We start from the raw sequence: 23,581 nt of genomic DNA, 5'->3' as shown, positions 1-23,581 counted from the left end.
CTATTCCGATATTTATCTTTTTTTACTATACAGCTTGTAAAAACAAAATGCATAACATTATGTACGTTGTTCATTAAATTGACACAAACGTTCGTAAAAACGTTTACTATTTTCACAACATTCTTATTATAGCACAGAGAAAAACTACGGTTTAGCTACTTTTGACTTTTCTCCTTCACGGTTCGTTTGTGTGTTATATGGTACAACGTAAAAACTTGGTTTTGAGAATATATTAATAAACTTCTCCTCATATTTCCCCGTTCCTTTTGCCGTTCCAACGTGAGTATGAATTCCTTTTTCAACTTTATAAATCCGATACATAATTCGCTCATCAGGAAGCGGCGTCCAGCTTAGTTTCATTGCAAATAAACCGAAAGGACTAAATGCTAGTTTTGCTTCCACGTTTTGAATCTTATCTAAACGAATTGGCAGTCCAATTGTTTCAACACCTTTTGGCCTATGAAAACTCGCTTTATCTTGTATGTTTGCTTTCGTTAAAATCTTTTTAAATAACATCGTTGCAGATGCATTTCCATCTTGTAATTGATGCTCTTTATCGGTGCGGTCATAGCCAATCCAAACTGCACCTACTAAATTCGGTGTATATCCAACGAACCACATATCACGCGCACCATTGTCATCATTCGGCAGTGAAGTTGTTCCTGTTTTTCCAGCTAAAGCTCCATTATATACGCCAGCTTTCGCCGTACCTTCTTTCACAACTCCTTCAAGCATCTTTGTCATATACCATGCCGTTTGCTTCGAAAAGACTTTCGTTTCAGCTTTTGATGATTCTCCAATGACTGCTCCGTGTCTATTTAATACTTTATCGATAACGTGCGGTTCGATAATATTCCCGTTTGCTAAAAAAGATCGGTACATTTTGACAAGATCGAATGGAGACACACCATTTTTTAGCCCGCCAAGTGCTGTGCTTAAACCTGAGTCCGCAATATGAACATTCCCTTTCTCTAAATATTGCTTTCCCTCATCTACCCCTAATTCATTTAATAAAGATACAGCTGGCACATTTGCTGATTCTAATACCGCATCGTACATCGTCATCTCTTTCGTATACTCATGATTATAATTTCGAGGTTCATAACCTTCAAACGAACTTTTTTCATTCGTTAATAAAGAATATGGATTATATTTCTTCGTCTCAAGTGCAGGTCCATATACGATAAGCGGCTTTAAAACAGAACCAGGCTGCCGCTTTGCAAAAACGCGATTAAGCCCTCTCGGAACATACTCTCTTCCGCCAATCGCGGCTTTAATTCCGCCAGTCTGATTATCCATTAATAAAAATGCACCTTGCGCCCCGTTTTCTTTACCAGGGAAATTTCTCGCATCTTGAAACTGGTTATATGCTACCTTTTGAACTTTTTCATCCATCGGTACGACAAACGTATATCCTCCGCGCAGTACTTCTTGATGCGATAAACCATATAAACGCGCCGCTTCATCTATAACCATATCGATATACGGCATATATGCGAGTTCACGTTCATCTGAATTTTTATAAAGAGCGATTGTTTTCCCTTGGTAACGAACACTATCTTCCGCTGTTAAATAGCCTTGTTTATGCATAAGTGACAAAACAAGATCACGGCGCCCTTTACTCTTTTCTAGGGATAAGTACGGTGAATAGCCATTTGGCGCTTTCGGAAGCCCCGCAAGCATAGCTCCCTCTTCCACTGTTAAATCTTCTACATTTTTATTAAAATACAACTTTGCTGCCGCTTGAATACCATATGCCCCATGACCGAAATAAATATGGTTCATATACATTTCAAGAATTTGCTGCTTCGTATATTTTTGCTCTAATTGAAGAGAAATTGCGACCTCTTTCAATTTGCGCGTAAATGTTTTTTCGCGAGTTAAAAAGACATTTTTAGCTAGTTGCTGCGTAATCGTACTACCGCCTTCTACCTTCTCTCCGGCTAACGCGTCTTTATAAAGCGCCCGAAATATAGAGGGGTAATCAATTCCTTGATGCTCATAAAAACGAGAATCTTCCACAGCAATAAATGCTTGCTGCACGTACTTTGGAATTTCTTCAATCGGCACGAGCTCTCTATTTTCTACATATAACTTCGTAATTTCTTTTCCTTTCTGGTCAACGATACGTGATGAAGAGTGGAAAACAAGCTGCTTTTCATCCATCATATAGCCACCAGTTAACACAATAAGTTTATAGAGTACAATCGCTACTACGAACGTTGCTACCCCGCCTAATAAAGTCCACTTTGCTTTCTTCATACATCGGCCTTCTTTCCAAATGATGGTACATTTATTATTTGAAAAAGAAGTATCTTTATGTATATAATCTTCGAAGTTTTTTAAGAGAATTGATATAATAGAGACAAATCATAAAGGGGGCATTAAAATGAAGGCTATTATTTCATACGAAACACCTCTAGAACAAGCACATTTCACTGCAAAAAATAACGAAAAAGATATGTTTTATAAAGAAAATACTGAAGAATCTGTAGAATCTACACTTCAGTATGACGTATTAGACGCTGTTGGAGAATTTAAAGGACAATCTGGCTACATCGTTTGTAACAACATTTCTGTAACAGACGAAGGTCGCCCTGTATTTGAAAACCGTTTTAAAAACCGTGCTGGTCTAATCGAAAATGAGCCTGGCTTCCAAGCAATCCGTGTTCTTCGCCCATTAAGTAATGATACATATGTCATCTTAACGATGTGGGAAACTGAGCAAAACTTTAAAGACTGGACAGAATCACGTTCATTCGAAAACGCTCATAAAAAACGCCCTGCACAAGCAGAGGGACAAGCTCAGGCTCAGGCTCAGGCGCATCCACATGCAGAACAGCAAAAAAGTATTTTCTCGCGCCCGTCGTTCGTGACTACTTTTGATGTGTTAGTTTAAGTTTCTGAGTTTAGAGACCTCGGTACATGAAATTATATTAGCGATTTTTCGAATATATCGACTTATCGACAAATGACGACACAAAAAAAGGAAACACCATTACACACTGGTGTTTCCTTTTTCTTTGTACCAATTATATATGCGAAGCGCGTCTTCTTTTCGCATATGCTTCACTTCATAACCATGTCCCGCCACCGCTACAGCAGCTGTACATAACTCGTCTTTCTTTTGAAAATAAGATTGATTGTATCCGACCACTTGAATATGCCTTCTTCGCATGATCCCTGTATATTTCGCGAGACCTCGGTGCACCATTACTAACTGATTGTCTCGTATCATATATCCACCACTTTTATATCTAGCGTATGCAAGTATTGTAAATACAATAAATAGCGGTATAAGAACGAACAACGCAGTATGTTGTTTAAAATATATACTCGCACCAGCGATTGGCACAGCGAGCACAGCACTTGTAATCCAGCCCATTACGACGTAACGGCGTAATGCAGCCTTCGGTAAATGAACGATTTCCTCTTCTATTTCATATGGCAACTGTAAATAGGCAAGTAGCTGCTGTACATCTTTTTTCTTCATAAAAGGATGTAACATCACTTCATTCCCTGCCGCTTCTATACTTTGAATGACTTCCACTTCGACAGAGCAATAACCGAAAGGCTGGCGGAGAATTCCTTCTTTCACAGTAATTGCTTGAATGCGGTGGAGCTTTAAGACAAACTCTTTCTTATCAAATAACCCTTGCACAATACGAATTTCATTTCCGTTTCGCTCTATTTTAAAGTTCGCATATTTTAGCGCATAACCAGCTGTCGAAACGACCCACGAAACCGCCATTAAAATCGCGGCCATAACGATTAATTCATATACACCGTTATCCATCACATACGCTTCCACTTTATTTATGAGCCATTCTGGAAGAAATTGATTAAACTCTGTGTAAATAAGAAGTAATCCAGAAAACACTAATCCGAATCTACCAGACGTAATGGAAGCTACTAAAATCTCTTTCATCGTTAACTGATAAATCGTCTTACTTTCTTCTGCCATGGGTACTTCTTCACTCGCAGCGCTTCTTTTTTTATTTAATAAGGCAATCAGTTCCTTCGCTTCATCTTCTTTAATACCAGCTAACATCACTTCCGGCTCACTACCGCCGCCCGCTACTTCTATATTTAATTTCGTAAGCCCAAGCATTTGATAAATGACATTAGAAGATGTACTAATGTTTTGCACACGGTCTTTATTTAAATAACTTTCCTTCTTCACAAAAACACCGTGTTTAATATGTACAATATTATTTTCAACCCAGTACACTTTGAAATACCATTTTATAGATGAGAAAATTGCCATAATAAATAATATGGCCAAAAGAACAAGATGTAAGAAATACCAAGGTTTTACTTCACCATCTGAACGAAATAAAACAAGCAAAATAAAAGGCAACAAAGTCGCAATTCGAATACCTAACAATATCGTGATCGGATGTTGCCTCTTATACACCCTCATCACTCACTTTCGCAAGCTCTCCAATTTGTCTTTTCAGCTGCTCTGCTTCTTCTTTCGTTAAGCCTGGAATACTATGAGAAGTTGCCGCTGTTGAAATATGTAATTCTGCTAAATTATACTTTCTCATAATCGGTCCTTGCTCAATCGTTACGTGCTGCACGCGAATCATCGGAATAAGTACGCGTTTTACAACGAACATTCCCTTTTGAATCTCAATCTCTTCTTCATTTAATCTGTAACTATAATAACGTTGACGTAAATTTGGAAATACAAAATAGTCGAGTGGTATGTATATAACTGCTCCTGTCACTAACAATCCAAACAACCAGCCCCACCAGTTAAAGTTAATCATAAAAAAGAAATACGCAATTACGACTGCTAGTATAACTGCCGCCCCAATTAAAGCATGAATTCTCCACACTTTCAGCATATTAGAATGAATCTCCCTCTCTAACGGCTGCATCTCATCACTCCAATTATATGAATTTATTAATTATATATTAGTTGTTATATACAGTTTTGTAAAATTATAGTTCCTTACATTGTGTCGAGCATTTCTTTAAAATTCCCTTCATTAATGGAATACACCTGAAACTGAATGTAATCTATCTCATTCGTATTAGGGCGAGCGTATGGAAAAATGTTAAATTTAGAAGCAGTTCTTCCTAACATATCTATAATCATTAGAGAAACGTCAATATATTCGAAGTCTACACGGAATACTAATGCTTCTCCCGTAAATTCATACTCTTTAATCGTATCATAAGACTTATTCGCACTTATAAGCGTCACTTTTAATAGTTGGTTTAAATTTTCTGGCTTGAAATTAATCATTTATACAACTCCTTTTTAATAAAACACTATGAAAATAGTGTAATCTTTTACTTTCATAGCCTCACACATTCATTATATTAAAAATAAAGCTAGTTTTTTATAATTTTTTTGATATAATTACTTACGGGAAACGGGAAGACATTTATCTTCCCTTGTGTTTTTATTTGCATCTAGTACTTTTGCTAGATGCTTTTTTTTATGCTAAAAAGGTACCCTCAAATACTTTGAGGATACCTTTTTCATCAATTTAGTGCATTTCAACAATTGTACCATCTTCGAACACCTTGAATACTCCAGTAAATCCTGCTCCAGCTGCACCTTCTATTTTATATGTCGTACGCACTCTAATTTGATAATATTTCTTTCCATTTTCTACTTGCGTATCCTCTAGCGTGTAATTATATTCTTCTTTATATTCTTTTTTGATATATTCTTTAGCTTTCTCAAAAGTAAATGCATCTTGATTCTTTCCTGTCTCTACCTTTTGATTCTTTTCTGTCTCTACTTTTTGGTTCTTTTCTGTTACTACCTTCTGATTCTTTTCTGTCTCTGTTTTTTGGTTCTTTTCTGTTACTACCTTTTGATTTTTTTCTGTCTCTGTTTTTTGGTTCTTTTCTGTTACTGCCTTTTGATTTTTTTCTGTCTCTGCTTTTTGGTTCTTTTCTGTCGCTACCTTTTGACTCGTTACTGCATCATTTTTTTGTGCCTTCGCTGCTGTCGTTACACTCTTTGCGGTTTTTTCCTCTTCACCAATTTTAGTGATTAATCCTAAAGCCTTTTTATTATATTCTTCAAGGTTCTTGTTATCTTTTGTTTCTGAAACTACCTTATTTAACATCTCTTTCGCTTCTGCATAATTTTTCTTACTTATTAACTCTTCGCTTTTCACCAGTTGCTCTTCATACTTCTTTTTTTGTTCTAAGATCGCTACTAATGCTGTTCGTTCTTCCTTTGCTTGTTTTATAAGCGCATTACTTCCATTCTTCATGCTCTCTACTTTTTCAAATGACTTGATCGATTCTTCTACCTTTGTTTCTTCTTTTAACTTCACTGCTTCAATCATTACTTTCGTTTGTTCTACAAGCACTTTTGCATCTGAATCATCTTTTTTCTCATCTAGTGCTCGTTCAAATGATGATAAAGCATTTTTATATTCTTTATTCGTTAACGCGGTCTTCCCTTCATCCATTGCTTTGTCAAAATCCCCATTACTACATCCAGCTAGCATTAAAAACGTAAGTCCAATTACCGCTAATAACTTTCTCATTTTCTCTCCCCCTATATATAACTAAAACAATAACATCATATGTATAAAAGTCTGTGTAGTAATTAGACTGAAAGTAACTATGTACTGTACATTTCATTTACTATCATTACTTAAAACTCCTAAATAGTTGGTAGTTGGTTTTCTTCTTCTTTTAAGACAGAAAGGAATTTTAATAAAGCCCTTACTCAGAATCTTTACTACACACACTCTTATACACATAGAAAAATCATTTTTCGTTTATAGTTTGCTATTTCTTCAGCTTTAAACATTCTCAGCTAATTGGAATACAAACTATAATCTGTAACATACCGAAAAGCAACAGAAAACGAATCGTAACAAAAGTCACGATTCGTAACTCTCTTGTAACATAAATGTAACATAAGGTTTTTAAACATACAATAGTTTTTTTACATTATTTTCCGCCTCTACATTTTAAGATCCAATAAGATTCCAACCCTAATTTCATCTCCCACCTACTATTGGACTATCGCTCTTCAAACGCTTTAAGAACGGGACTTATTTCCTAAATCATTAAAATTAATTACATAGATTGCTCTTTTTTCAACAAAACACTACGAAAACGTATAAACTTTTCCTTCCATACCTTTACACATCAAATATATATAATAAAGCTAGTTTTTATACTTTTTTTGAAATAAGCACATTCGTGAAGCGGGAAGACATTTATCTTCCCTTGTGTTTTTTATTTGCAGCTAATTCTTTTGCTAGATGCTTTTTTTATGCCAAATAAAGATAAAAAAGGTATCCTCAAATACTTTGAGGATACCTTTTCACTTTTATTATCTTTGCTGTTTTCTACCTAATACGAGTAATCCAAAACTCATCATTACAAGAAGTGCTCCCATATATGGTTCCACAGGCATTTTCTGCCCTGTCTTCGGTAATTCTTTTTCAGGTTTCTCTGGATTCGTTGTTCCAGGTTTCTCTGGATTCGTTGTTCCAGGCTTCTCTGGATTCGTTGTTCCAGGCTTCTCTGGATTCGTTGTTCCAGGTTTCTCTGGATCTGTTGTTTCCGGTTTTTCTGGATCTGGTTTTTCCGGTTTCTCTGGATCTGGTTTTTCTGGACCTGGTGGTGCTAAATGACTCAATTCGTTTAATAATTCTAATTGAACTGAATTTATCATTCCATTTGTGATTTCAAATGGAATTGGATTAGTTAATTTTTCATATCCTTTTGGTGCTTCTACTTCTACAAGTGTATAGTTACCTACAGATAGATCTGAGACTTTTGCTTTTCCTTCTTTATCTGTTGTTACTCTCGCTACTACTTTACCTTTTTCATCATGAACTTCAAACACAGCTCCTGATAATATATTCTTGCTTTCAGCAGCCATTTTTGTAATTTCCACTGAACCTTTATCTAACTTTTCATTCTCTACTTTCAATGATAAAACTTTCGTCATACCTTTTGTAATTTCGAATGATACTGGTTCTGTTAATTTTTTGTATCCTGGTAAGTTTTCCTTCTCTACTAATTTGTACTTTCCTACAGATAAATCTGAAATTGTTGCTTTTCCTTCTTTATCTGTCGTTACTTCTGTTACTACTTTTCCTTGCTCATCTTGCACTTCGAAGACTACGCCTGCTAATGCTTTTTGACTGTCTTTATCTACTTTTGTAATTTCTACTGAACCTTTATCTAACTGCTCATTCTCCACTTTCAACGATAGGACTTCTGTCATACCTTTTGTAATTTCAAATGATACTGGTTCTGTTAACTTCTTGTAACCTGGTAAGCTTTCTTTCTCTACTAATTTGTACTTTCCTACAGATAAATCTGAAATTGTCGCTTTTCCTTCTTTATCTGTCGTTACTTCTGTTACTACTTTTCCTTGCTCATCTTGCACTTCAAAAACTACGCCTGCTAATACTTTTTGGCTGTCTTTATCTACTTTTGTAATTTCTACATTACCCTTGTCTAACATTTCGTTTTCTACTGTTAAAGTAAGAGATTTTGTCATACCTTTTTCAATTTGGAAAGTAATCGGATCTACTAATTGCTTATATCCTTTTGGTGCATTTACCTCTACCAACTTGTATGTTCCAACTGATAAATTAGTAACCTGTGCGTGCCCTTTTTTATCTGTCGTTATTTTAGCGACTACTTGTCCTGCTTCGTCTTGAATCTCAAATACGGCATCAGCTAAAGCATCTTTATTTTCTTTGTCTACTTTTGTAATTTCTACATTTCCTGTATCCACTAATTCATTTTCGACAGTTAATTGTAATGCTGTAACTCTACCTTTTTCAATTTCGAATAAAATTGATTTTTCTAGTGGTTTGTATCCGGCTGGTGTTTCTACCTCCACCAACTCATACTTTCCAATAGATAAATCTGAAACGTTTGCCTTTCCATCTTTATCCGTTTTTACTTTTGTTACTACTTTCCCTTTTGAATCACGTACTTCAAACACAACACCTTCTAATGGTGCTTTACTATCTTTGTCTATTTTTGTGATTTCAACATTCCCCGTATCCACCATTTCGTTTTCTACAGTGAACGCTAGAGATTTTGTCATACCTTTTTTAATTTCAAATGATACTGGTTCTGCTAACTTTTTGTAACCTGTTAAGCTTTCTTTCTCTACTAATTTGTACTTTCCTACAGATAAGTCTGAGACTTTTGCTTTTCCATCTTTATCTGTCGTTACTTCTGTTACTACTTTGCCTGCTTCATCTTGTACTTCAAAGACTACGCCCGCTAATACTTTTTGGCTGTCTTTATCTACTTTTGTAATTTCTACTGAGCCTTTATCTAACTGCTCATTTTCTACTTTCATTGATAGGACTGTCGTCATACCTTTTGTAATTTCGAATGATACTGGTTCTGTTAATTTTTTGTAACCTGGTAAGCCTGCTTTTTCTACTAATTTGTACTTGCCTACAGACAAGTCTGAGATTTTTGCTTTTCCTTCTGTATCTGTCGTTACTTCTGTTACTACTTTTCCTTGCTCATCTTGTACTTCGAAGACTACGCCTTCTAATACTTTTTGACTGTCTTTATCTACTTTTGTAATTTCTACTGAACCTTTATCTAACTTTTCGTTCTCTACTTTCAATGATAGGACTTCTGTCTTACCTTTTTTAATTTCGAACGATACTGGTTTCGCTAGTTTTTTGTACCCTGGTAAGCTTTCTACCTCTACTAGCTTATATTTCCCTACTGATAAATCTGAAATTGTTGCTTTTCCATCTTTATCTGTTGTTACTTTTGTTACTACTTTATCTTTTTCATCTTGCACTTCGAAGGTTACGCCCGCTAATACTGCGCCACTTTCTTTGTCCACTTTTGTAATTTCTACTGAACCTTTATCTAACAGTTCGTTCTCTACTTTCAATGATAAAACTTTCGTCATACCTTTTTTAATTTCGAACGATACTGGCTCTGTTAGTTTTTTGTATCCCGGTAAGCCTGCTTTTTCTACTAATTTGTACTTGCCTACAGATAAGTCTGAGACTTTTGCTTTTCCATCTTTATCTGTCGTTACTTCTGTTACTACTTTGCCTGCTTCATCTTGTACTTCAAAGACTACGCCTGCTAATGCTTTTTGGCCTTCTTTATCTACTTTTGTAATTTCTACATTACCCTTGTCTAACATTTCGTTTTCTACTGTTAAAGCAAGAGATTTTGTCATACCTTTTTCAATTTGGAAAGTAATAGGATCTACTAATTGCTTATATCCTTTTGGTGCATTTACCTCTACCAACTTGTATGTTCCAACTGATAAATTAGTAACCTGTGCGTGCCCTTTTTTATCTGTCGTTATTTTAGCGACTACTTGTCCTGCTTCGTCTTGAATCTCAAATACGGCATCAGCTAAAGCATCTTTATTTTCTTTGTCTACTTTTGTAATTTCTACATTTCCTGTATCCACTAATTCATTTTCGACAGTTAATTGTAATGCTGTAACTCTACCTTTTTCAATCTCGAATGAAATTGGTTTTTCTAGCGGTTTGTATCCTGCTGGTGTTTCTACTTCTACCAACTCATACTTTCCAATAGATAAATCTGAAACATTTGCTTTTCCATCTTTATTCGTTGTTACTTTAGTAACTACTTTACCTTTTGAATCACGTACTTCAAACACAACACCTTCTAATGGTGCTTTACTATCTTTGTCTATTTTCGTGATTTCAACATTCCCCGTATCCACCATTTCGTTTTCTACAGTAAATGTTAAAGACTTCGTCATACCTTTTTTAATTTCAAATGATACTGGTTTTTCTAACTTTTTATAACCAGGTAAACTTTCTACCTCTACTAATTCATACTTTCCTACAGGTAAATCTGAAACATTTGCTTTTCCATCTTTATCTGTCGTTACTTTTTTTACCTCATTGCCCTTCTCATCTTGGACAACAAACGTTACTCCCGCTAACGGCGCCTTATTATCTTTATCTATCTTCGTTATCTCTACGTTTCCCGTATCTACCATTTCATTTTCTACTTTTAATGATAGTACCTCGATCATGCCTTTTTTGATTTCAAATGATACTGGCTCTGTTAGTTTCTTATAGTCTGGTAAACTTTCAACTTCTACTAGTTTGTATTTCCCTACTGATAGGTCTGCAATTTTTGCTTTCCCATTTTTATCTGTTGTTACTTTCTTTATTACTTTTCCAGCTTCATCTTGCACTTCGAAGACTACACCTTCTAATGCTTTTTGGCTGTCTTTATCTACTTTTATAATTTCTACTGAGCCTTTATCTAACTGCTCATTTTCTACTTTCAGTGATAAGACTTCTGTCATACCCTTTTTAATTTCGAATGATACTGGCTCTGTTAATTTTTTGTAACCTGGTAAGCTTTCCGTCTCTACTAATTTGTATTTTCCTACTGATAAGTCTGAGACATTCGCTTTTCCATCTTTATTTGTCGTTACTTTTTTTACCACTTTTCCTTTTTCATCTTGCACTTCGAAGACTACGCCTGCTAATGCTTTTTGGCTGTCTTTATCTACTTTTGTAATTTCTAATGAGCCTTTGTCTAACTGCTCATTTTCTACTTTCAATGATAGGACTGTCGTCATACCTTTTTTAATTTCAAATGATACTGATTCTGTTAGTTTCTTGTAACCTGGTAAGCTTTTCGTCTCTACTAATTTGTACTTTCCTACTGATAGATCTGAAACGTTTGCTTTTCCATCTTTATCTGTTACTACTTTTCTTACCACTTTATCTTTCTCATCTTGGACTTCAAATTCGACACCCGCTAATACTGCGCCGCTTTCTTTGTCCACTTTTGTAATTTCTACATTACCTTTGTCTACCATTGCATTTTCTACTGTTATTGGGAATATGCCGTCCCCTGTTACATTTACTTCGAACTCTTTTTCTTTTAATTGGTATCCTTCGGGCGCTTTCGTTTCTTTTAAAATATATTTTCCTGGTGCTAACGGTTTAGAAATTGCCTTACCGTCTTTATCTGTAATAATATGCTCAACTACTACACCGTCTTTTACTATATCAAACTCTGCATTCGCTAATGCTTTACCACCATTTTCCAAATCAATTTTCTTTAATTCAATTTGACCCTTTTGCATGGTATTTTTAATTTCAATTGTTTTTGTTTCTCCAGCTTGAAGTGTAACCTCTACCGGACTTGTTAATTTTTGATATCCTTCAGGTGCTACTTTTTCATAAATTTTATACGTTCCAGGTGCTAAAGTTTGAGGGGCTGAAAAACCTTTTTCGCCTGTTTTCAGTACTGCAACAACCTTATCCTCACTATCTCGAACTTCAAATTCGGCACCTGTTAACTCTTTAGTCGGATCCTCAGCATCTATTTTATGAATAGCTACTGTACCGTCTTTTAGAGGTTCAGGCGGCGTAACCGTTACTTCATTTGATGTTAATTTCTTATCATCAAAATGTAATTCTGCTTTATTAGGAATCTTCTTATCTACGTAAGAAGATAAGTCTGCATCAGCTTTAATTTTCGCCTTAATATTCAAGTTAATTATCTGGTCTTCATATGACTTATAGTCAAAACTCTCACCGAACGTAAATGCTACTTCACTTTTTTGTTTATCTATCTTTAGTGTTCCTTTAGAAGTAATATCTTGGCCATTTTGATCATACACTTTTGCCTCTAATACTTCTAATACATCTTCTAAGTCATCACTAATTACCATAGATGTGTATTTAGGAGGATCGTTTGGTATATGTGTACCAACTTGATATTGAATAGGTTGATCCATTTGCGCTAACTGCTGATTCTCTACAAGCTTACCATTCTCATCAACTATATTCTTTTCAATACTAGGTGGATTATCTTCGCCTGAACCGCTTCCTCCCCCACCACTTACGAATACTTCTCCTACTTTTTCTTCAGTTTTAATATTTTTACCTTCTAATTTCACTGTATTTTTATGAGGCTTTGCAGCGGGATTGGTAATCTTTGTTTTATATCTTAAAATATAACCTTTTGAACTGTCTGGAAATTCAATTGTAAATCCAGTCTTCGTTGCATTAATTTTAATTTTAGATAAATCTGCTGGCTTAATATTTGTTGGTGCATAACCATCTTCAAATACAGCCTCTTCTAATACTACACTGTCTGTAATTAACTCATGCCCAGGTCCTAATGTATCTGTTAATTTAAGATCTTGCATTTCTGTTCCAGTTGCATTTACATATACAAGCCAATCAGCAATGGACGGATCTTCTTGATTATAAGAACCCCATTTCAATAGGTTATCTGTATTGGGCTGCGGCTTCGGTCTCTCTGTCGTATTACTTACACTTACTTCTTTATTTACGATTTGACCATCAACGTTAAATTCTAATGGGATTTTTTGGACACCATCATATGCTTCTAGACCAAAGTAAAATTCTACGAATAAAGAACCTTTAACGTTATTCTTTCCTTCTACATAATCACCCATAGTACACGTTAATAGACCCTTTTTCATCTCACATATACCAACTGTTTTGCCTTCAGCATCTTTTAAAGGAAAACTCATATTCATAAGATCTTTTCTAAATTCTTTTGGCATATCAATTGTGAATTGATCTCCACTTTTTATTTGCTCTTTAGCTGACCACTTCACTTCTACTTTCATACCATCTGAAGCCTGATATGGTTCAGATGTTGTGCCATCAGTACGAGAAATATTAATCTCGTCCACTGGATTTTTTATCACAGCGGCTTGAATAACTGGAGCCCATACATTCAGCACTGAAAATAATACTAGAAAAACTAATGAAACCATTGAAATGTGCCTTTTAGTACTTTTCGTTTGCATAATTTCCTCCTGATTTTTTATATTTATATAACAAAAAAAGACCGTCCGGTTGCATCAAAAATGTGCAACCAGACGATCTTAGTAACCAATATATTACCGTAGACTCTAAGCTTTGCGGCCTATCCTTTCGAATAGTGTGCTAAAAATATTTTTTTATTCTTTTTTTGTTTCATTTTCCTTTTGAACCAAATATTACTATACCGTCTGGACGGTTATAATTCAACACCCTGCAAAATTGTTCTATTATTCTAATAAAAAAATAATTCCCCATCGGATTAAATAAACCAATGGGGAATTATTTTTTATTCTATAGTTTGTATATTCTACTTATAGGAAGCATTGATAAGAGCTTGAATCACTTTTTCTCTTAATTCAGAACTTAGTCTTCCAATCCCTAAATATTCCGAATACCATAATCCATCAGCTGCTAATCTAATAATTGTGGCACAAACAGAATCCATTTCATCATTTTCTATTTTAGTTTGCAATTGCTGAAATGCTTGTTGTAATGGCTCAAGTAATTCCGGTTTTAGCATTAATGCTGCCATCATACTACTACACAACTCTTCTGTTCTTTTCTCATTACTTAATCTTTCCTCTACAAAAGAACGAATCCACCTTCCTTTCTTCTCTGTGTCTTCCGTTACCCTATTATGAATAGCACCATGATACTCCTCTGTCCCTTTAAGTATCATGCCTTCTATTAAAGCTTCTTTATTTGAAAAGTGATACAATAATCCACCTTTACTTACACCTGCCTCTTTTGCTACTGCTTCTAAAGTTAACTTAGCTACCCCTTTAAATTGAACAATTTGAGAAGCGGCGGCTAAAATCTTTTGCCGTGTTATGCTCGTGTTCATTCCTTTTTAAACCCTCATTTCTACTAATTCTATCTAAATACGTATTTTATTTTTAATATTGTTCAGTACTACTAGGTATTTTTTTATTCAATATAGGCTTCATTATCTTTGAATTGTTAGTTGCTTCTTCTATTAAAAATTTCCATATCATCCAATATGATAACATTAAATACACTCCGTAGACTATACATCTATACATTTATATAAATTCCTAATATTCCCATAAATGCGAAATACAATTTTAACGAGTCGATTTCCTATCCTTTAGTTTTCAAGCATTTTTCGACGCTGGTCTTCCTACCACCCTATCAGCTTTATTGTTTTATTTTATAAGACGTTGCCAATTCTTTAATCACTAAATAAAAAATGTTATTACTTCTCTTTCTATAAGTAATAACATTTTCTACCTATAAACCACTTAACAAATTTGCTTCCAACTAGCATCCTTCATATCTTCACCAGTCGGTTTTCTAACTGATTCAACAAAACATTCCTCACAAGCACCAAACGCAATGAAATTTTTCTGCGCTTGTCTTAGCGAAACCTCATTTGCTCCGCCTTCAAAGTCATGATCGTTAAACTGAACAGGATCATCTTCCCAATAACATATGTTACAGATTTCATATGTACCTGGTGGTTCTTCTTCTATTGTTCTATACCCGCAGCATGGACAAGTATATTTCATTCTGTCACTCCATTATTAACTTGTTTTTTCTCCCATATATTCCGGCCCACAAAGAATGTCACAGCGCAAATCATAGTTATTCCCATGAAAAAAACATTAGAATCTTCATATGTAGTTGGAATCCCAACCGTTACTGAAACAATACTACAAGCTAAAAGTAAATATAATAATAAAGATATAATATAGCTTAGTTTAAATCGTAAAATGATACCTCTAAACAATAGCTCACCAAGAAGACAGCCACCTAAAATGATAGGTACTCCAAAATACAATGTAAGGACTCCCATTTGCGCAGTAGATTGAATTATCTTTCCAATTATGTTCGGCGAAGTCATCTCATCATTTTTTCCCATCCTATCATATAAATCAAGTGCCGTTGCTGAAATAAAGAAACCTAATATAGAAAATGAATACGGAATTAAAAATTTGCTCAATCTCATTCACCTCACTTTTCCCTTCACATATATTATTCATTATTTTCTATCATTTTTACATAAAAAAATAACCCTCTATGATAAAACATAGAGGGAAGAGCTTTGAAGTGAACCCCGAAAACAGTACACATATCAAAAAACCTAAACCGTCTGTTCCCTATATTCTTTAGGGGATAAGTGGTTTAGGTGTTTTATTAGAAGGTAGTATCTTCTTTTTTATAATATTCTTTTGAAATCTCTTCATAAAACGCTGCCGATGTCGCATAGAAATAAGGTGCAGACCATAAGAAACCGATTCCTAAAGTAAGAATACTTAAAATGAACCAGCCAAGGAAACTTAAGCATAGTAAAAAGTAATCCATTTTATGTCCATTCATCATACGGCGACTTTCGGTAATTGCTTGATTCGCTGTGTATTCTGGACGATCATTCAAAATAAAATACGTCATAGAATAAGAAAATGATTTAATAATACCCGGAATAATAAGAAGTAATGTCCATAGCATCAAGTATACATACATTAGTAAATATGTTAAAAACGACTTCATAAGCTTACTTCCATCGCTAAACCATCTAAATAAATCACCAATGCGAGCACTAGTCTCACGGATTACATTTAAAACAAGATAGTAGGCGCCTATTGTTAACGGACCAATAACAAGCATTGCAATAATACTTACTGTAAGCGAATCACTTGCTTCTTCCCAACCCCAAAACATCGAGAAAACACCTGTAATTAGAAGTTCAACAGCTCCAATAAGGATTCCAAGTAATAAGGTTGCCCCTACCGCTAATCCCCATTTTCCTTTTAATGCATCAAGTGCTTCTCTTTTCAACTGACTTATCATATATAACCTCCTAATATTATTTCTATATTAGTATACCATTTATATCAAAATTTTCACGAATTTCCCTGAAATAGAAAGGTACTACTTTTTTCTGATACGTATTGAGAAATGTGAGCTGTATTTGCACCCATATATGAATCAAACTACTCATTTCTCCATAACAAAAAAGCCTGCCTTTCATAATAGGCAAGCTTTTTCAAATTAATTCTCACTTATTCTCTTCTTATACCAATCCTGCATTCTCTCCGCATCTTCTACTCTCGTATGCTCTAGTTTATAATTCGATGATGCACTAGAAAACGTATACGTACATAAATCCGCTCGGCGCTGGAAATATGATTGTGTTTTTTCAATTGATTGGACGTGTCTTCTTCTTACAAGTCCTGTATGTTTCCCAATACTACGATGTATAATCGTAATTTGTTCTCCGTTTACACCGTAACCATTTGTTTTAAATGTTGCGTATCCAAGTGTAAAGATGAGGATAGCTAGCGGTAACAACGCCCACATGATGAAATACTTTTCAAAGTATATGCTTATCCCAGTAAGCGGGACTGCTAGCATTGCGAAGAAAATGAAACTATCAATTAAATAACGGCGCAAGGCTGCTTTTGGTAATGCAGTAATATTTGTATTCAGTTCATATGGCAATTGTAAATGAGCGAGTAACTCTTGCACACGATCTTTTCGAATAATCGGATGCAGCGTAACTTTGTCTTTCTCTTCTCCCAATCCCTTACTTTGAATGACTTCGACTTGCACAGCACAATAACCGAACATCTGACGGAAAATACCTTCTTTTATCGTAATCCCTTGAATGCGGTGTAACTTTAGTACTAGTTCTTTCCTTTCAAGTAATCCTTGAGAAATACGCACTTCATCGTTTTTTCGATTTACTGTGAAATTACCATGTTTTAACGCGTAACCAATTGTAGATATAATCCACGAAAGGACGAGTAAAATAGCTACCATGTAAATCCAGCCGTATATATCATGATCCATTACATACGACTCTACGCTATTTTTTATCCATTTCGGAATGTACTCATCTACTTGGTGATACACGAAAAAGATTAATGAGAATAATAATCCAAACTGACCAGATGTAACAGATGCTAATAAAATTTCTTTCAAAGTTAATTTGTACTCTGTCGCTTGCTTTTCCTCTGTCATAACTTCTTTTTCTACTACTTCTTCTGATGTTTCTTCTGCTTTTACTTCTGGAGTTGGCTCATTTAGTAAGGAAATAAGCTCCTTCGCCTCATCTTCTGTAATACCAGCTAGGCTTACTTCGGCATCATCGCCTCCGCCAGCTGTTTCGATTTGAATTTTCTTTAAACCGAGCATTTGATATAACACGTTTGAACTTGTATTAATCGTTTGAACACGTTCTTTATTTAAGTAGCTCTCCTTCTTCACAAAGAGCCCTTGTTTCACATGTAATACGTTATTTTCAACCCAGTATGTTGTGTAATACCATTTTTCAAACGCTGAAAAGACGGTGAGTAAACCGAATCCAGCGGGAATTAAATACCAAAATGGAAACTTTCCATTTAAACTAAACATGAAAATAAATAATGGTATAAAGTCTGTTATTTTTAATTCTAATAACATCGTAATGGGATGCTGCCTCTTATACATCCTCATCACTCACTTTCGCTAATTCTGCGATTCTCATTTTTAACATTTCTGCTTCGTACATCGTTAAGCCTGGAATGCTGTGAGAAGTTGCCGCTGTTGAAATATGTAATTCTGCTAATCCATATTTTCTCATAATTGGTCCTTGTTCAATTGTAACGTGCTGTACACGAATCATCGGTACTAATACGCGCTTTACAACGAAAAGACCGTGCTGAATTTCAAGCTCTTCTTCATTTAATTGATAGCTATAATAACGCTGACGTAGTTTCGGGAATAAAAAGTACGAAAATGGTGCTAGCGCAACTGTTAACCCAACCATCACATACAAAATCCACGCCCACCAATCAAACTTTATCATGAGGAAAAAGTATACTAAGATGACGAGAATACCTATCCCTTCTTCAATTACAGCACGAACTTTCCACACCTTGACCATGTCAGGATGAATTTCATTTTTCAATGGATCCATGTAACCACTCCAAATCTATTAATCTAATATATGAATTGTCTCAATCTATATTTTACATAACTTTACATAAAATTGAAAATTTATTATTTATCCTCTTTTTTCTCAGGAATAAAATACCCGAACCAAAGCAGCCAAACTAAACTAATTAACGCGAACCAACCTTTATCCGCTTGAAAAGCTTCAATCATACCTGGGATTTTATAAATTCCAATTAACCCCAGAAAACCGAGCCACCAATTTTTCTGCATTTTCATTTTTATTCCCCCTCCTTCATTACGTTTTTCACATTTCGAATCCAAATTTCTTTATACTTTAAATCGAATCCTATTAATATGTAATTACTCATATTATCAATAACGAGCGCTAACGTATGCGCGTTTTCTTCAGTTGCATGTTGTGACACAACACCAAGTTCCACACCTTTCTTTAATAAATCGTGGAATCCATTTAAAAACTCTTCTTGTATTTCAAATAAGCGTTTCTGGTACTTTTCATTTCGCGTCGCAGTTACGATGAATTCATTTATAACGCGTAATATGCCTTCTTGACCTCTATACTCAGACAACATATGTAAACCATCTGCGATTAACTTTTCTGCAAAATTTTCTTTCGTATATTGTTCTTTATCGAAGTAACCCACGAAATAATATCCAGAAAAAATCTCTTCAAATAAAAAATCAACTAGCGCTTCTTTAGACGGAAAATGATAATAAATAGCTGGCTTTGATATGCCAACTTCTTTTGCAATCATTGAAAGACTCATCTTCTCAATACCGTGCTCTGCCATTAGTTTAAATGATGCCTCTACAATGTTCTTCGATGTTTGTAAATTCTTTGTCATACTGTACCTCACTTATTTTTACTTACCGGTCGGTAAGTAAATTGTAAAATGAAAATGAATGATTTGCAAGTTTTCTTTATTAAAACTACTATATGGTACTTTCTTGATCAACATTATGGATCCGAGCCATATTCCTCAATAATTACTACAGTAATCTTTAATCCATTTAAACCACAAAAAGCACCTTTATGAGTGCTTCTTGTAATCTAATATTTAGGACCCATGTAATCATAACTTTGGTCCAGCGCTTTTAGTAAATCAATCGCACCCTTTAACTCTCGTTTATCAGACTCTAATTCTTCCATTTTTCTTTCAATATCTTTTTTAAAAGATTCTAAATCGCTAATGGCTTTTTTCCCTACTCCAAGCTGAGACCAGCTTGATAAGAGTAAATCATGTACAGTACTTACAACTCTTTTATTATGGTTTAAGTCTTGAATCATATGGTCAAATTGTTGTAAAGCTTGGCTCAATGCTTCTTCATTTAAGTAAATTCTCGGCATCCTAATCTTCTCCCTTAATATTGTTGATCCGTCTTCTTATAATCATCGGCTTTCTTCTCAATAAAATCTGAAATTTCCGTTGCTGTTCGTATGTACCAAAAACTTAAATGCTCTACATGTCCACGTATATTATTTACTTTAGCTTCTACCCGTCTACTTTCAGCCGTTTCTAATAATGTCATCATATTAGAAATTAACCTCGGTACTCTATCTTGAAATTCTTGCGCGTTTTGCTTCATATCTCTTACGGCCTTTTCCAAATTCTCTACAACCACACGAATCTCTCCCCCGCCTAATAACGCGCCCGGTGAATCATAAACTCTTTCATTCGTGTCTACATTTAACAAGTATTTATTGGATAAAGACCCATTCTCTCCAAACCGGAAGTTCTGATCTGTTTGATAGTGATAACCAGGGCCACTTATCGAATTCAAAAATCGAGTAACATCCATCCCGATCTTTTGCTGTAATGATAGCTTTGACATTTCTTCTTTCGAAATTGGTGGGGTTACCGCATAAGTAGAGCCTATATGACTTTCATATGCACCAAATGGTCCATAGCCAATTGAATCATTTCCGTGAACAACACTTACAATTCTATTATTAAACTCACCATTATTTGCTTTTTCTTGTAAATCAGGCGGTAACAAATGTTTTGCACTCGGCGCATTCCATGACATACATCTTACATTATCATTAGATGCCGCTGCATATTCCGCTAAAGCTCCCCCTAACGAATGACCCGTCGTATATATCTCCACATCATCCCTGTCCTTGTATGTATCCGTTACTTGTTTCATGACCCTTTCAGCCTGTTCGAATTGATTGTGTGTTTCCCAGCGCTGATTCTCTTCATTCCAATATTTCTTTGAACCTTCATTCTCAGTCCCTGCTACAGGAGGTGCTGCTGGTTCATGAACACCTTCTCGTAATACAAAATGATTGGTATCCGTTTTTAAATCCTTCATGCCTTCCCCTGACTTCATCGGAATGCCTAAAGAGTTTTTCTCTATAATTTTATCCCCTTCTGTACCTCGGAAAGCTACCATAACTTGCTTTTTGCCATCGACATCTCGTTCAAAGACTACTGCGTCCATTCCGGTTTGTTTGTCGTGGAATGTTTCACGGACCTTCCATGTTTGTAAAGTATCATCATTCGCATTATTCACTGTAATTTCATTTCTTAACTCTTTATCTGATTTATACGCATCTTTAGCCATTCGATAAAAGCTTAAATCTAACACTTCTTGTGTATTTTTGCTATCCAAAGTATTCCCTCCTCGGGATATTTAGTATATTCTAAATTATAGAACAACATTAACGGAGGGTAAACATGAGAATTAAAATCCGAAAATTTACCTTTTTTGTCTTTTTTATCTTTGTAAGTACAATAATTGGGGGATGTAATATGCAGGAAAATAATAAAGAAAAACAAATAGTAGATAAAGCAACAGAAAAAACAATTAATTACTTTAAAGAGAAACAAAATTTAGATGTAACTATTACTGATTACAGGTTCCCTTCTAATGATCTAGAATCAGTCTTCATAACTGGTCATATCAAAGATGATGAAAGCAAGGAATTCACTGCTACAATAGATTACAATAATAATTATAATGTTGGTTCTGTTTCAACGAATTTTTCTCTAAAAAAATAATACAATATGGATAAAAAAATGAGGAAATAGCATTAAAAGAAAAAGCAGAAAAGATCGCAATCCAACATTTTAAAGAAGATAAAAAGCTAGGTGTCACAGTGACAAGAGTGGAATTCGCCCCCTCAGATTTTTGGGTGATTTTTGTATCTGGTCATGTAACAAATAATCCAAACCGTAAAATAACTGCAGATATAAATTATAAAAATAAGGTTGAAAGTATTAGTTATGATGACTGAAATTAATATGAAAATAAAGTATATTTTTGTTGGCCCTTTATATTAATTCCAATTATTTCATATGTATATAAAGGATGAGATCAATATTCAATAAGCTCAACTTCTAACATTAAAAATTTAGAAGCAATGTATCAAACTTTTGGGCACCTAACAATAAGGTGTCTATTTTTTTTTTCAAAAGGAGCCCCTCAAATAATTCTTAAAAACCTAGATTGATTTGAACCTATTAAAACATTTTAAAGTTTCTCTTCTGCAACATTTGATATATCCCTAATTTAGGAACCAATGATTGGAGGAGAATTATGTTGCATAAAAGATTGTTTTTTTATTTAGTTTTCATTTTCATTATTACTACCTTAGGAGGCTGTAATAATGAAAATAATACCGAGGAAGAAATCATTAATAAAGCAAAAGAAGAAACCATTCAATATTTCAAAAAAACAGAGGGCTTAGATGTATCAATTACTGATCATGAATTTGGACCAAAAGACTTTCAAACTATCTCTATATCAGGCTATGTGACTAATGATAAAACTAAAGAATTTACTGCTTCAGTTGAATACGCAAATAATTATCATATCGGCGCTATTTCAACCACCAAAAATTTAGAGCTTAAAAACTAATAATCCAGGCACTTTAGAGTGCCTTTTCTTTATACTTCACCACACAATGTTCAGTGAATATAAAATTTATTGAAGAGGAATATAACGCAACATTCATGGAGTGATTATTCGTGAAAAAATATGCTATAAGATTATTCTTTACTTTCACACTTATCCTTTTAGGAGGATGTACTATAGATCAAAAAAATACTGAACAACAAATAGTTGAAAAGGCACAAGAAAGAACAATCCAATACTTCAAAGAAAAACAAGACTTAGATGTAGTAATCACTGATTATAGATTTGGTCCAAGTGATTTACAAGGTATCTTTATCTCCGGCTATATAAAAAATGATGAAAGCAAAACATTTAATATTACAATAGAATACGGTGGAGATGAATATACAATAGGTTCAATCTCTACAAGTGAAAATTTACATTTAAAATAATAAAGGAAAAGGCACTCTTTTAAAGTGCCTTTTCTTTATACCCCACCACAATGTTCAGTGGGTATAAAATTTAGGAAAAAGAAATATAACGCAATATTAATGGAGTGATTCTACGTGAAAAAATTCGGTATAAGATTATTCTTTATTTTTACACTTATACTTTTAGGAGGATGTACTATAGATAAAAAAAATGATGAACAACAAATAGTTAATAAAGCAGAAAAAGTAACAATTGAATATTTCAAAGAAAAAGAGAATTTAGAAGTAACCCTTACAAGTCATAAATTTGCTCCCAATGATTTTCAAACAGTTTTTATAAATGGACATGTTAAAGATGACAAAAGTAAAACTTTCTCTGTGGATGTAGAATATGGTGGCGGAGAATATCGTATAAGCTCTATGTCTCATTCAAAAAATTTAGAACTTAAAAACTAATAACCTGGGCACGCAAAATAAAAAGCCCCGGTTATATTTAACAGCCAGCGCTTTCTATTTTCAGTACTCTTATAATGTTTCATTTATATTTCCAACTCGTATGCGCGGGCGCTCTGTCGCACACGTAAA

21 protein-coding genes and 1 riboswitch are annotated in these 23,581 nt (G+C 34.4%); of the genes, 5 read left to right on the top strand and 16 right to left on the bottom strand.

Annotation, left to right across the window (positions count from 1 at the left end):
- Positions 1-144: 144 nt before the first annotated feature.
- Entirely contained in the window at positions 145-2,262 is a 2,118-nt protein-coding gene (locus MR066_RS04625; protein WP_002011154.1) for a transglycosylase domain-containing protein, read from the bottom strand.
- Between the two features lie 127 nt (positions 2,263-2,389).
- On the opposite strand from MR066_RS04625, the gene hmoB reads away from it, so the two are divergent.
- Positions 2,390-2,899, top strand: a complete 510-nt coding sequence (hmoB, locus tag MR066_RS04620) for a heme-degrading monooxygenase HmoB (RefSeq protein ID WP_002168949.1) — start codon at positions 2,390-2,392, stop codon at positions 2,897-2,899.
- 99 nt (positions 2,900-2,998) lie between these two features.
- On the opposite strand, the gene MR066_RS04615 is transcribed toward hmoB, so the two are convergent.
- The 15 genes from MR066_RS04615 to MR066_RS04545 all read right to left on the bottom strand — a co-directional run bounded on the left by MR066_RS04615 (position 2,999) and on the right by MR066_RS04545 (position 21,293).
- A complete protein-coding gene (locus tag MR066_RS04615) occupies positions 2,999-4,417 on the bottom strand; it encodes a PH domain-containing protein (protein WP_201066297.1) in 1,419 nt (472 codons plus the stop codon).
- Positions 4,410-4,886, bottom strand: a complete 477-nt coding sequence (locus MR066_RS04610; RefSeq protein WP_002186468.1) for a PH domain-containing protein — start codon at positions 4,884-4,886, stop codon at positions 4,410-4,412. Before MR066_RS04610 ends, MR066_RS04615 begins: the two co-directional genes overlap by 8 nt.
- A 74-nt stretch (positions 4,887-4,960) precedes the next feature.
- Positions 4,961-5,257, bottom strand: a complete 297-nt coding sequence (locus MR066_RS04605) for a protoporphyrinogen oxidase (protein ID WP_242246124.1) — start codon at positions 5,255-5,257, stop codon at positions 4,961-4,963.
- Between the two features lie 247 nt (positions 5,258-5,504).
- Positions 5,505-6,524, bottom strand: a complete 1,020-nt coding sequence (locus MR066_RS04600) for a hypothetical protein (RefSeq protein ID WP_242246123.1) — start codon at positions 6,522-6,524, stop codon at positions 5,505-5,507.
- Positions 6,525-7,324: 800 nt separating this feature from the next.
- Positions 7,325-13,792: a SpaA isopeptide-forming pilin-related protein gene (locus MR066_RS04595; RefSeq protein WP_242246122.1), complete on the bottom strand. Its 6,468-nt coding sequence runs from the start codon at positions 13,790-13,792 to the stop codon at positions 7,325-7,327.
- A 60-nt stretch (positions 13,793-13,852) separates the two neighbouring features.
- A riboswitch (cyclic di-GMP riboswitch) is annotated at positions 13,853-13,943 on the bottom strand.
- Between the two features lie 172 nt (positions 13,944-14,115).
- Complete coding sequence (locus MR066_RS04590; RefSeq protein WP_012260521.1) at positions 14,116-14,652, bottom strand: TetR/AcrR family transcriptional regulator; 537 nt, start codon at positions 14,650-14,652, stop codon at positions 14,116-14,118.
- 418 nt (positions 14,653-15,070) lie between these two features.
- Entirely contained in the window at positions 15,071-15,337 is a 267-nt protein-coding gene (locus tag MR066_RS04585) for a CPCC family cysteine-rich protein (protein ID WP_088038781.1), read from the bottom strand.
- The gene (locus tag MR066_RS04580; RefSeq protein WP_201051432.1) at positions 15,334-15,771 is read right to left on the bottom strand and encodes a hypothetical protein; all 438 of its coding nucleotides are present in this window, start codon (positions 15,769-15,771) and stop codon (positions 15,334-15,336) included. Before MR066_RS04580 ends, MR066_RS04585 begins: the two co-directional genes overlap by 4 nt.
- A gap of 194 nt (positions 15,772-15,965) precedes the next feature.
- Positions 15,966-16,619, bottom strand: a complete 654-nt coding sequence (locus MR066_RS04575; protein ID WP_242246121.1) for a DUF975 family protein — start codon at positions 16,617-16,619, stop codon at positions 15,966-15,968.
- Positions 16,620-16,820: 201 nt separating this feature from the next.
- Positions 16,821-18,260 carry a PH domain-containing protein gene (locus tag MR066_RS04570; RefSeq protein ID WP_201051428.1) on the bottom strand — a complete coding sequence of 480 codons (1,440 nt, stop codon included), beginning with the start codon at positions 18,258-18,260 and terminating at the stop codon, positions 16,821-16,823.
- On the bottom strand, positions 18,253-18,729 hold the full coding sequence (locus MR066_RS04565) for a PH domain-containing protein (protein ID WP_242246120.1): 477 nt from the start codon (positions 18,727-18,729) through the stop codon (positions 18,253-18,255). The genes MR066_RS04570 and MR066_RS04565 overlap by 8 nt, the downstream gene beginning before the upstream one ends.
- Positions 18,730-18,812: 83 nt before the next feature.
- Positions 18,813-18,983: a hypothetical protein gene (locus MR066_RS04560; protein WP_002188645.1), complete on the bottom strand. Its 171-nt coding sequence runs from the start codon at positions 18,981-18,983 to the stop codon at positions 18,813-18,815.
- A 2-nt stretch (positions 18,984-18,985) separates the two neighbouring features.
- A complete protein-coding gene (locus tag MR066_RS04555; RefSeq protein ID WP_242246119.1) occupies positions 18,986-19,570 on the bottom strand; it encodes a TetR/AcrR family transcriptional regulator in 585 nt (194 codons plus the stop codon).
- A gap of 206 nt (positions 19,571-19,776) precedes the next feature.
- Entirely contained in the window at positions 19,777-20,073 is a 297-nt protein-coding gene (locus tag MR066_RS04550; protein WP_242246118.1) for a hypothetical protein, read from the bottom strand.
- Between the two features lie 14 nt (positions 20,074-20,087).
- Positions 20,088-21,293: a lipase family protein gene (locus tag MR066_RS04545; protein ID WP_396022271.1), complete on the bottom strand. Its 1,206-nt coding sequence runs from the start codon at positions 21,291-21,293 to the stop codon at positions 20,088-20,090.
- Positions 21,294-21,406: 113 nt separating this feature from the next.
- Between MR066_RS04545 and MR066_RS04540 the strand changes: the two genes are divergently transcribed.
- From MR066_RS04540 to MR066_RS04525, 4 genes are all read left to right on the top strand, one after another.
- The gene (locus MR066_RS04540; RefSeq protein WP_001220548.1) at positions 21,407-21,730 is read left to right on the top strand and encodes a hypothetical protein; all 324 of its coding nucleotides are present in this window, start codon (positions 21,407-21,409) and stop codon (positions 21,728-21,730) included.
- 538 nt (positions 21,731-22,268) lie between these two features.
- The gene (locus tag MR066_RS04535; RefSeq protein WP_201051424.1) at positions 22,269-22,589 is read left to right on the top strand and encodes a DUF1433 domain-containing protein; all 321 of its coding nucleotides are present in this window, start codon (positions 22,269-22,271) and stop codon (positions 22,587-22,589) included.
- Positions 22,590-22,699: 110 nt separating this feature from the next.
- Positions 22,700-23,017 (top strand): hypothetical protein, encoded by a 318-nt coding sequence (locus MR066_RS04530; RefSeq protein ID WP_002188638.1) that lies wholly within the window; start codon positions 22,700-22,702, stop codon positions 23,015-23,017.
- A gap of 114 nt (positions 23,018-23,131) precedes the next feature.
- Positions 23,132-23,452, top strand: a complete 321-nt coding sequence (locus MR066_RS04525) for a hypothetical protein (protein ID WP_002188637.1) — start codon at positions 23,132-23,134, stop codon at positions 23,450-23,452.
- The last annotated feature ends 129 nt before the right edge of the window (positions 23,453-23,581 follow it).

Source organism: Bacillus cereus group sp. BfR-BA-01523 (genome assembly GCF_022662615.1).
Taxonomy (GTDB): Bacteria; Bacillota; Bacilli; order Bacillales; family Bacillaceae_G; genus Bacillus_A; species Bacillus_A mycoides.
Note: the sequence above shows the minus strand (reverse complement) of the source record. Positions and strands in the feature narration are given on the sequence as shown.